The following is a 10121-nucleotide window of genomic DNA, read 5'->3' as shown; positions in this document are numbered from 1 at the left end:
ACGCAGCTCGAACCGCTCGTCGCGGGCCGTCGTGTCCGCGTCCGACGCCATCGGCGTACCGGCGTCCGCACCGCTGTACCGCGCGGCTTCCTGATCTGAGAGGCGCTGCGCCCTCTCAGACTCTCCAGCGTCCGCGCCGTCCGAATGCAGGCCCCTGACCTGCATGTCCGTAGTTTTCGCGGTAGTACCAAGGCGCGCGTCCCTTTTTGACTCGGGCCGGTCCTGCCCCGCACCGCTGACGGGGGGTTGGGGCGGCTCTGCGAGGGACTTCGCGATTGCCCGCTTTGCCCTCTTTTTGCAGGCTTCCGAGCAGTAGATCTTGGGGCGCTTGCCGGGGATGTGGACCAGGGGGGTGCCGCAGTGGCACCGGGGTCCCGGCACGGCAGCGTTCTGTGGCGCAGTCGCGCGGTTCTCTCGTACGCTCGTCATCGAGCAACGTCACCTGTCTTCGTGAGGCGAGGACTGGAGGCGGACGAGCCGGGAGGTCAGAGCCCCGGCTCGTTGCCGTTTCTGGAACTTATGGGGCTGAGCCTGACACATGTGGCTGTCCATCAGGGTGCAGACGCCCGCACACCTTTGGGTCGGATGTGGTCTGAGGAGCCGGAAGAAGCCCGGACCGGGGATCCGGTCCGGGCTTACGGATGGCGGGGGGTTGGACCCTCAGCCGGTGTCGGTTCGCCACTCCCAGGGTTCGCCGTCGGCGGCGGCCCGGGCGGCGGCGTCCGCCAGGAGCGCGACGGCCTGGGCGAGCGGGCGGGACCGCAGGAACTTGCTGCGGGCGATCTGGCGGAACTGGCCGGCGAGCTTGGCGGCGACGGCGGCCGGGATGGTCTGCACGGTGCCGATGGCGGTCAGTTCTGCCCCTTCGAGCAGCTGCACGACGTGCTCACGGTCGTCGGCCGGCAGACTGCCCCGGGCGTAGTCGGCGAGGGACCGCAGGGCCTTGACCGGGTGGCGGTCCTCGCCGAAGAAGTCCGCACCGTGGGTGGTCGTGATGAAGGTGCTCATGCCGCCAGTCATGCCGCCATCTCCTCCTCGTGCTCCTTGAAGGCCTTGGCCACCCAGCCGGTCGACCAGCCCGTGAGCGCGGCCACGGACCGCTGTGAGCGCCCGTCCCGCACCGCCGCGGCGACGGCCGCGAGCGCGTCGGCCTCGCTGAACTTCTGGGCGGCCACGGTGTCGTGAGCGGTGTCGTGAGCGTCGGTGCTCACGGACGCGCTCACGGCGGGGCGGGGGGTGCTCACGGCGGCGCTCACGGGCGCGTCGGCGGCCCGGCGGGCCTCGGCCGCCTTGCGGTCCCGTTCGGCCTTCTGGGCCGCCTCACGGGCCGCGCGCTCACGGTCGAGCCGCTGCTGCTCCTCTCGGCGGAGTCGGTCTTCGCGGTCCTGCTGCTGCCGGATCTCCTCTGCGCGGGCGGCCCGTTCGGCAGCCTCGCGGGCGGCGTCCCGGTCGGCGCGCTCGCGCTCCATCTGGGCGTCGTGGTCGCGCTGCTGCTGGGCGATGAGCGCCTGGTGCTCACGCTCACGCTCACGGTCGAGGCGGTCCTGCTCACGGGCGCGCTCATCTGCCAGCCGGACCCGCTCACGCTCCGCCTCCTGTGCGGCCCGGACGGCGTCGCGTTCGGCCCGCTCACGGTCTTCGCGCTCACGGTGCTCACGGGCGATCCGGTCGCGCTCGTCGGCGTGCTCACGCTCGATCCTGGCGACCGCCGCGGTGATGGCGCGGCGCCACTTGAGCGAGGCCTCGGCCGTGACGATGAGCAGGACCGGGGCCACCGAGTGGACGCCGACGCCGACCAGGTCGCCCGCGAGCGCGGAGTCCCCGACGTTGAGCAGCAGAGTCATGGCACCGGTGAGCCAGCGCAGCAGCAGCGGCCAGGCGCCGGCGTCTCCGTCGAGTCGGGCGACGATCGTGTCGACGCGAACCACGATGATCACGGCCGCGTCTACGACGACCGGGAGGATCGGGGCGGTCCAGTCCCACGCGTCCGAGGTGACCCGCTCCACGAGCGGGGTGACCGTGAGCACGGAGAACAAGACCGCACCGACCACGATCGCCCACACGAGCCTGAGCGTCCGCTCGGCCGCGTCGACCTGGGCCTGGGTGTCCAGCATCGTCATTGGGGGTCCTCCAGGGGTGTTGCGGTAGGGGGACCCCGGAGCCGCCGGCACTCGTCGGCTCCGGGGTGATGCCGGGGGAGGGCTACCTGGCGAGATGTGCGGTCACGGTCGCGGCCAGGGCCGCCGCCGCCTCGTTCGCCTCGCGCAGACGCGCGGCCTGGTCCTCGGCCGCCTGTATGGCCGCGGCCTGGCGGGCCTGTGCGGCGGCGTACTCCTCAGCGGGGGTGCTCACCGGGACCGCCTCCCGCCGCTGGAGTCGCGGTCGCTGCTGCCGGTGCCGGCGGTCGGCCGGTCCTGCTTGACCCAGCCGCCGCGGCTGGAGGAGTAGGTGGTCTCGTGGCCCGACAGACGCGGGTCGTCCGCGGAGGGCTTGGGCTGACGCAGTGCCATGATGAGGACTCCTGTCCGGTCCGGATGGGACCCGGAGCGCCCCTGTCTTCCGCCAAGTCGAGGGGGGCGCTTCGGTGTTTTCGGGTGACCCCGAACCCCTCTCGGGGCGGGGCTCCTTGGGGTGTAGCCGGGCCCGTAGCCCGGGCTGTAGCGGCGCGTAGCCGGTTTGTAGATCCGCAGGTGAGACGCCTTGTAGAGGGCTCTACGCGGTGCCCTGGGCCGACTCCTGGGATCGGTCGGGGGAGAGCGGCTTCACGAGCCTGAGACGGGCCGCAGGGGCACCCCCCGGCACCGGCCCGGCGGGGGCCGGGACGGGCGCCGCGGGCGGGGTCTGGGCGGGGGTCGGGAGGGGGGCCTCGGTGGGGGCCGCGGGGGCCGCCACGACGGGGGTCTCGTACAGGTCCCGGTAGACCTCTGCCACGTCCCGCCCGAGGACGTCGCGCAGTTCGCTGATCTTCACCCCGTAGTCGACGTCGGAGGTGGCCGGCGAGGGGATGTCCCGGGGCTGGCGGCAGCTCTTGGCGACGGGGAAGTTCGACGCCTCCAGCCAGTCGCGCAGCTGCTTCTTCGTCATCGAGCCGGGGGAGAGGACCCCCGACTGCTCGGCAGACTCCAGCAGCTTGACGACGTGCAGGCCGCCCTTGCCGCTGTACTCGGTCTCCACCGTGGCCAGGAGGTCCAGCACGTGACGCTGGAGCCTCTGGCCGGGGGAGAGGCCGTCGTCGGCCGCAACGTCGTCCTCGAGGTCCTGGTCCTCCATGTCGTCGTCGGCGTCGACCAGGTCCTCGTCGTCCTCCTGGTCCTCGGAGACGAACTCGTCCTCGTCGTTGGCCGGCGCAGGGGGAGCGACCATCCAGGCCGCGACCATCCACGCCAGTCCCCCGCCCGTGACGATCAACGGCCGGTACGACTCCGCCGCGGCCCACCACTGCGACGCGGCCGGGCCGAAGAGACGGACCGCGGCGGACAGCGCGCCGACCGCGAGCGCGGCGCCGAAGCCGAGGATGCCGAGCGCTTCCCAGGCGGGACGGTGGATCGGGTCCACCGCCGGCGCCGTGATGTCGTGGAGGTCGACGTCCTGGTGCTCGTCGTCCTCGTCCAGGTCGTCGTCGGGGTCCGCCTTCTTGCTGCGGCGCTTCCTGCGGGCGGCCTCCTTGCGCTGGGCCGCCCGGTCGGCCTGCTTCTGGGCCTTCGCGGTGGCCTCGGTGTCGAGTGCGGCGGCGTCCCAGGCGAGGCGGAGCCCGTGCCCGGCGCAGGTGCAGCCCTTGCCCAGGAGGACCATCGAGCCGTTGACCAGGGCGGTGAGCGCGGTGGCGATCTGCTGAACGCTGCTCACAGGGCACCTACCGACTGCGCCATCATCAGCAGCCCGTCGTGGGCGATGCCCCAGATGCCGCCCGCCTGGGAATAGATGACCCCGGCCCCGACGCCGAGGAAGGCGGGGATGATCAGCTTCTTCCACTTGAAGAGGAACGCGATGGCGGTCACGCCGAGGGCGACTCCGCCGATGCCCATGTTCCCGAAGGCGCCGCCCTGGAGCAGCTGCGTGGGGAGCTGGGCCGCCGCGTCCGACATCTGGCCCAGGGCGGTGTCGGCGGTGGCGGAGAGGATGCCCAGGCCGATGCCGAGCCCTGCGGCCTTGTCGCGGTTGAGCTTGACGCGGTCGCTGCCCCGGAGCCCGGCGAGCAGCACGATGCCGTTGAACGCGGCCAGGCCGCTGGTACCGGCACCGCCGAGGATCGGCCCCGCGGCCAGCACGGTGTCCGCGGCGATGGTCAGGTCGGTGGGGTTCATGTCAGGGCTCCCGGGGCGTAGATGAGGGCGGAGACGGTGAGGGTCGCGAGGGGGATCCGGGCCAGCCAGCGCAGCAGCAGGCCCTGGTCGGCGGCCTTGCGGTCGAGAAGGGCCCACGCGCCGTACCCGGCGGCCCCGGCGATCGCCAGCGGTGCCAGGAGGACCGGCCAGGGGGCGAACCGGGCGAGGAAGGCGCCGATCATGTCGTCGGAGCCCTGGCCCCAGAACGCGGCCCCGAGGGCAGCGGCCGGGCAGGCGTACGCCCTGAACGGGCCGAGGAGCCCGCGGAACTTGTAGCCGACGTATCCGGCGGCCACCGCCGCACCGACCGTGACGACGAACCGGCCGACCGGCACCAGGGAGACCACCAGGTCCCCCAGCAGCCCCGCACCGGCCCGCGGGTCGCCGGTGGCGAGCGTGACCAGGCCGAGGCCGGCCGCGGCGGCCGAGGCGTTGAACGCGGCCCACCGAAGGCGGGGATTCGGGACCGCCTCGGTCCACGCCTGGCGGACGTCCGCCCCGTCTCGGGGCATCCACCGGCGCCGAGTGCTGCGCTCCGCCGAGGCGGGGCCCGGCTGCTGCGCCGCGGTCGAGAGCTTCTTCCGGCGCTTCTTCGCCCGCGCCTGGGCGGTCGTGGCGCTCACAGCAGCTCCAGCCGCTGGAGCTCCAGGTACAGCGCCCGCTGCTCCGACTGCCGGAGACCAGCACGCACACCCTTCAGGTCGAACACGCTCTTCGCTTCCCGCACCCCTCGGACCAGGCACAAGTCCTGGACCGGGCACCCTGCACAGACCCGCAGGGCCTGGCGCTCGCCCCGGTTCGGCTGGTCCCGCAGCGGCGACGCCTGCGGCGAGAACGCCTCGGGGTCGGTGCGGGTGCAGGCAGCACCGGCGTAGTCGACCTCCCGCAGCGCCCGGAGCGCCCGCAGGGAAATCAGCCGGTACCGGATGACCAGCTCATCCGTCGTCGGTCGGTCCATCGGAGGTAACGGCGTGGTCCGTAGCATGGCAAGTCCTCCCCATTTGCCGGGATTTGACGGCCCGTCGGACCGTCTCCGTGCCACGAAGGTATAGCACTGGACTCACGAAAGTCCAGCACTGCGTCCAGTGCTGTACCTAAGCGGGGAAGTGGTCTACCGTCTGACGTACACGGCTGCACTTGGAAGGGAGTGCGCCAGACGCGAGGGAGAGCACCCATGAGCGGTGGCGAGGGGTACGCGGACATCGCCGCGTACTACGCCGAGCGGATCCGGAAGGGAGAGATCCCGGCGGGCTCGAAGTTGCCCTCACTCCGGGAGGTCTGCGACGCGCACCAGGTGAGCATGAAGACCGCAGTCCGCGCGTTCCAGCAGCTCAAGGCATGGGGGCTGACGATCCCGAAGCCCGGCCACGGCACGATCGCGGCCGCGCCGGTTTCCGACAACATTGAGGGCCGAGTGCGGACGTTCGCACAGACCGGGCGCGCGCTGGCCTCGGGGGAGACGTCCGAGATCCTGGAGATCGGGACCGTCGCGGCCGACGACCTAGTCGCCGCGCGGCTCGACGTCGAGCCCGGTACGCCGGTGGCGGTCCGCCGGCGCGTCGTCAGCCGGGACGGAGTGCCGACTCACTACTCCTCCAGCTACTACCCGTCGTACGTCATCACCGCCGTGCCCGAACTCACCGAGCCGGTCAGCACCGGCGGTTCCCGGGAACTCGCGGCCCAGCGACTCGGCAGCGCGCAGGCCTCCGTGCTGGAGGAGGTGACCAGCCGCTACGCCACCGAAGTCGAGAAGACTGCCCTCGGCCTGACCGGATCGGTCATCGTCACCCAGGTCGTACGCACCGTTCACCTCAAGGATGACCGCATCGTCGAGGTCGGCGTGAAGATCGTCTCCGGGTCGACAGTGCTCAAGTGGTCAACGGACCTGGGCTGATCCGCCCGCACCCGGAGAGCCCCCGCTGAGGCCAACAGCGGGGGCTCTCCGTTGTTCCAGCGGAGCCTAGCCCCCGCTGACCAACCAACTCCCGGTGGTCGCCTGCAAGGGGCTCCGCCCCCTGCACCCCCGGCCACATCCAGAGGGGCGGGGGACCGGATTTCGAGTGCGGGTTGTCGGGGGTGGTCGTCGGGTCGTGGGGGGTCCCTCCGGAGCGACGGCACCGGAGGCCAGCACACCGCCACCGGGGCCGCCAAGGCCAAGCGCAAGCGTGCCGGTGGCAGCCTTGGCGGCCCCGGCGACGGCGCGCTCTGGGGCAAGCCCTGCCGCCGCTCCGGAGGGACCCCCCACTCAGGCCCGGTTCCTGGCGCGGGGCGCCGGCTACTCGCCGCTGATCCCCTCACGCGCGATGTGGCCCGCCACCCGACGCTCTATCTCCGCGTCCTCCCACAACGGCAGAACAGCAGGCGGCGCGGGGGCCGGGGCCGGGACGGGAACCGCCGGCGGTACGGCGGGCTGAGGAACGTCACGTGACGATGCCAAGGGTGCGTCACGTGACGTTCCTTCTGCGTCACGTGACGTTCTTCGGTCGTGAGCGACGGCCACGGCCACGGCGGTGACGATGGCCTCGCGGGTCCGCCTCGCTTCGTACGCGCGCTGCCGGCAGTTCCGGGAGCAGTACCGCCGGGGCTTGGTGCCCAGCGACTCCGGCACGGGGGTCTTCTGGCAGTGCTCACACAGCCGGTGCCCGGCCGCGTCCCGGGGGGTCTCGTGCTTGGTCATGGGCGCGACCGTACCGCGCGATAAAACTTTCCCTACTTCATCAAGGCCGCCCCGCGGCCCGGCGGCCCGCCCGCCGGCCGGGCCGCTCCTGTCTCCGCCCCGCTCCCCGGCCGCCGTGCAGGCCGCCGCCGACAACGAGCACCAGGAGGAGGAGCACGTCTCCCCCGACCGAAGGCGCCTCCGGTGCGGCACACCTCTGGCACTACGAGCCGACCGCCGACTCGATCGGGCCCGGGTCCCGCCCGACGGGACGCGACGACGAGCACCAGGCCGTCGTCCCGCGCAGCGACCCGAGCGACCGATGCACCCTGCACGGTCCCCCACACCTATGCATCACGACGCCGACGGCCCCAACGCGTGCCGCGCGTACCCCGTGCCGCGCGTACCGCGTGCACCCGTGCGCGTGCACACGCGTGCACGCGAGACCGTCCTCCGCCTCATGATCAACACGGGCACACCTCATGCATTAGCAATGCTGCTACAAATGTTGCTACAAAAACACACCTAGGCATTCTCCATTCGTCGGCCCCTTCGGGGTGACCGGCACCGCCATGCGCACCGCCATGGGGACCGCCAACGCACCGCCATGGCACCGCTATGGAACCGTCGGCATGGCGGTGCCTATGCGGTGCCTATGCGGTGCGCATGGCGGTCCTCATGGCGGTGCCGAGCCTCGCGGCGAGAAGGTCGTAGCACCCAGGTATCTCCGATACGTGATCTTGGTGAGGCTTGCCCACGGGGGGCTTGCCCAGCGGCCGGCAGGCTTGCCCGCGGGGGCTTGCCCAGGGGGTGGCCGCACCCGCGTAACCACGTCCGGGAGTTGCACCGGAAGGTGCGTGCAGGGGTGCATGCAGGGTTGTTTCCGGGGGCGGACCGGAGGTGTGACCGGCGGTGGGACCCCCCTTTTTCGGGGGCCGCGCGTTGTCGCTGGTGGGGCCCGGTGGGCAAGCCGAATCGGAGCGCCGACACCTCTTTCCACGCGATAGCCGGGGGAAGAGGTCCGCCCCTTCTGGGCGCCGGCCGCGGGCGTACGGGGCTCACGAGCGGGTGCTAGATCTAGCACCCGGTCCTGCTAGATCTAGCACCCCTGCTAGCACCCCATCCGGTCTCTGATCTGCCGCCTAGCACCTAGCAGGCGGATCCAGAGGCGCAGCAAGATAGTACAAACTGCCCCCAGTTTGGGGGCGGCCCGGCTGCTGCTACGGGGCGGCCGGGAGGCCGACGGGGGGCTCCCGACAGAGCGCTCCGGGGTGACCGGCAGACTGCGGCCATGAGCACCACGCGCCGCCCGCTGGGCACCGGTCCGACGACGAGCACCAGGAGCACGGCGCCGGTTTCCTCGCGCCCCCGACGTGTCGCCGCGGAGCGGATCGACAACGAGCACCAGGCGGTGGACGACGACTTCCCGGACGCGCCGATGGTCCGCGGCCGGCGCGTCCTCGGGACAGGGCCCGACGTTCATCATCACGACGCCCAGTGAGGAACCCCGGGGGCCAACACGCGCGCGTGACGCGCGCGTACGAGAGCCGCCGTCGGCGGAGCAAGTAATACGTTTCTGGGCCCAGAAACGCGGCGACCCCGGCCAGGGGTGACCGGGGTCGAAGGGTTCGGACCGCGCAGCTACCGAGCCGCGCGTACCCCTTCGCGAGCCTGTCGGGCGGCGCGGTGGATCGCGGTGAGGAAGTTCTCCGGCGCCTCTCCGGTCATCGCCCGCCGCGCGGTCTCGGCCTCCACGTCGGCAGCCACCTTCCGCGCGAGTTCGGCCCGGGCCTCCCAGCTACCGGGTGCCTGGCGGACGATGCGGCTAGCGCGGCGGTCGCGGTCCTGACGGTCGAGCTCGTCCCGCCACACAGCCATGCGGGCCGCATGGTTGGCCCGCTCCAGGCGCCGCAGGACTTCATCGGCGGTCGGGTCGGCACCCTCCGGCAGCGTCTCCGGCTCCAGTACATCCAGGCCCCACGTGAGTCCCCAGGTCTCGATCAGCGCGCGGACCCCGAGCGCGCCGTTCTTCTCGGCCGCCTTGAGGAGCGCGAGGGCCCGGCCCTTGTGGCGAGCGATGTGCCGGTACCAGGTCTCGGACGGGATGCAGGCAAGCGGGACGCCGGCGGACGCCTCCTCGGCGGCAACGGCGGCGTCCGTGCGCTCGTCGAGCTCGAAGCCCATCTCGGCCAAGAGCTTGCGCAGGCCGTTCGACCAGTACAGCGCGCGCATACCGGTGGCAGTCTGCTCGAACTCCCGCCACAGCTCGACGTCGCGCGGCGCGGCGTCCGGGCGTACGGCAGCACGGGCGATCTCGAAGGGGGTGCGGTGGCCGCCCTGGCCCTGCTTGACATCCTGGCGGGTGAGTTCGGCGGCGACGCCCCAGCGGGTCTTTCCGTCCTGGTCCTTCATCAGGTAGCGCGCCATCTGCCCGGACTCGCCCCGGTCCGGGGCGTCGATCTTCACACCGACCGGCTTGCCGTCCTTCTCGCTGATCTCGACCGGCATACGGGCGCCGACCTTGGCCAGGGCGGCGGCCCACACTCCGTAGGCCAGGTGCTGGAGTTCGGCGACACGGTCGGAGGCCAGCGGCCGGGCCAGGAACAGCAGCACGTGGTAGTGGCAGTGCCAGCCGTTAGGCCCATGGGTGACCTCCCAGGCCCGGACGAAGCCGCGGATCCCGAAGCCGACTTTCGCCTGCCGCCAGGTTCGGCCGGCGTTCGCGCCGAAGCCTGCCTTCCACGCCTGCCGTTGGAGCTCTGCCAGTTCCGCGAGCGGGTCCCGGTCGTAGTGGCGCATGGTCAGCGTCATCATCACCAGGCCGCAGCTCTGGCACTCCCAGAACTGCCCGACCTGGTCCAGCTCGTCTTGGCGGACCCGACGGATCGAGGTCGAGCAGCAGGGGCAGACATGGACGGAGCCGCAGGTGCAGACCCCGGCGTACCCGGCCCGGCCGTTGCGGATGACCGGCGTCACGCCGCCCGCGATGACGGAGACGCCGCACCGGATCAGCCGGTCAAGCCCGGACACCGCCCGCAGAGCCTCACGCAGCTCGAACCGCTCGTCGCGGGCCGTCGTGTCCGCGTCCGACGCCATCGGCGTACCGGCGTCCGCACCGCTGTACCGCGCGGCTTCCTGAT

The 10121-nt window shown here is 72.1% G+C and carries 12 protein-coding genes; 2 read left to right on the top strand and 10 right to left on the bottom strand.

Features of this window, described 5'->3' with window-relative positions:
- Positions 1 to 660: 660 nt before the first annotated feature.
- From ACFYMC_RS29150 to ACFYMC_RS29115, 8 genes are all read right to left on the bottom strand, one after another.
- Positions 661 to 1020 (bottom strand): hypothetical protein, encoded by a 360-nt coding sequence (locus ACFYMC_RS29150; protein WP_388530978.1) that lies wholly within the window; start codon positions 1018 to 1020, stop codon positions 661 to 663.
- Entirely contained in the window at positions 1017 to 2120 is a 1104-nt protein-coding gene (locus ACFYMC_RS29145; RefSeq protein WP_388530975.1) for a hypothetical protein, read from the bottom strand. The genes ACFYMC_RS29150 and ACFYMC_RS29145 overlap by 4 nt, the downstream gene beginning before the upstream one ends.
- Before the next feature lie 82 nt (positions 2121 to 2202).
- The gene (locus tag ACFYMC_RS29140) at positions 2203 to 2352 is read right to left on the bottom strand and encodes a hypothetical protein (protein ID WP_388530972.1); all 150 of its coding nucleotides are present in this window, start codon (positions 2350 to 2352) and stop codon (positions 2203 to 2205) included.
- A complete protein-coding gene (locus ACFYMC_RS29135) occupies positions 2349 to 2510 on the bottom strand; it encodes a hypothetical protein (protein ID WP_388530969.1) in 162 nt (53 codons plus the stop codon). Before ACFYMC_RS29135 ends, ACFYMC_RS29140 begins: the two co-directional genes overlap by 4 nt.
- Before the next feature lie 202 nt (positions 2511 to 2712).
- A complete protein-coding gene (locus tag ACFYMC_RS29130) occupies positions 2713 to 3846 on the bottom strand; it encodes a hypothetical protein (protein ID WP_388530966.1) in 1134 nt (377 codons plus the stop codon).
- On the bottom strand, positions 3843 to 4304 hold the full coding sequence (locus ACFYMC_RS29125) for a hypothetical protein (protein WP_388530963.1): 462 nt from the start codon (positions 4302 to 4304) through the stop codon (positions 3843 to 3845). The genes ACFYMC_RS29130 and ACFYMC_RS29125 overlap by 4 nt, the downstream gene beginning before the upstream one ends.
- Entirely contained in the window at positions 4301 to 4948 is a 648-nt protein-coding gene (locus ACFYMC_RS29120) for a hypothetical protein (RefSeq protein ID WP_388530961.1), read from the bottom strand. The genes ACFYMC_RS29125 and ACFYMC_RS29120 overlap by 4 nt, the downstream gene beginning before the upstream one ends.
- A complete protein-coding gene (locus tag ACFYMC_RS29115) occupies positions 4945 to 5283 on the bottom strand; it encodes a WhiB family transcriptional regulator (RefSeq protein WP_388530959.1) in 339 nt (112 codons plus the stop codon). Before ACFYMC_RS29115 ends, ACFYMC_RS29120 begins: the two co-directional genes overlap by 4 nt.
- 216 nt (positions 5284 to 5499) lie before the next feature.
- On the opposite strand from ACFYMC_RS29115, the gene ACFYMC_RS29110 reads away from it, so the two are divergent.
- Positions 5500 to 6219, top strand: coding sequence for a GntR family transcriptional regulator (locus ACFYMC_RS29110; protein ID WP_388530956.1), 720 nt, complete (start codon positions 5500 to 5502; stop codon positions 6217 to 6219).
- Between the two features lie 381 nt (positions 6220 to 6600).
- Here the strand turns inward: ACFYMC_RS29110 and ACFYMC_RS29105 are convergent, their stop codons facing one another.
- Positions 6601 to 7002, bottom strand: a complete 402-nt coding sequence (locus ACFYMC_RS29105) for a hypothetical protein (RefSeq protein WP_388530954.1) — start codon at positions 7000 to 7002, stop codon at positions 6601 to 6603.
- A gap of 1270 nt (positions 7003 to 8272) precedes the next feature.
- Between ACFYMC_RS29105 and ACFYMC_RS29100 the strand changes: the two genes are divergently transcribed.
- Entirely contained in the window at positions 8273 to 8482 is a 210-nt protein-coding gene (locus tag ACFYMC_RS29100) for a hypothetical protein (protein WP_388530951.1), read from the top strand.
- Between the two features lie 140 nt (positions 8483 to 8622).
- Here ACFYMC_RS29100 and ACFYMC_RS29095 read toward each other — a convergent pair.
- Positions 8623 to 10121, bottom strand: a 1499-nt coding sequence (locus tag ACFYMC_RS29095; RefSeq protein WP_388530948.1) for a protein rep, incomplete at its 5' end; no start/stop codon positions are given.

It is taken from the genome of Streptomyces sp. NPDC006879 (assembly GCF_042869595.1).
Classification (GTDB): Bacteria; Actinomycetota; Actinomycetes; order Streptomycetales; family Streptomycetaceae; genus Streptomyces.
This window is presented reverse-complemented; position numbering and strand designations above follow the sequence as displayed.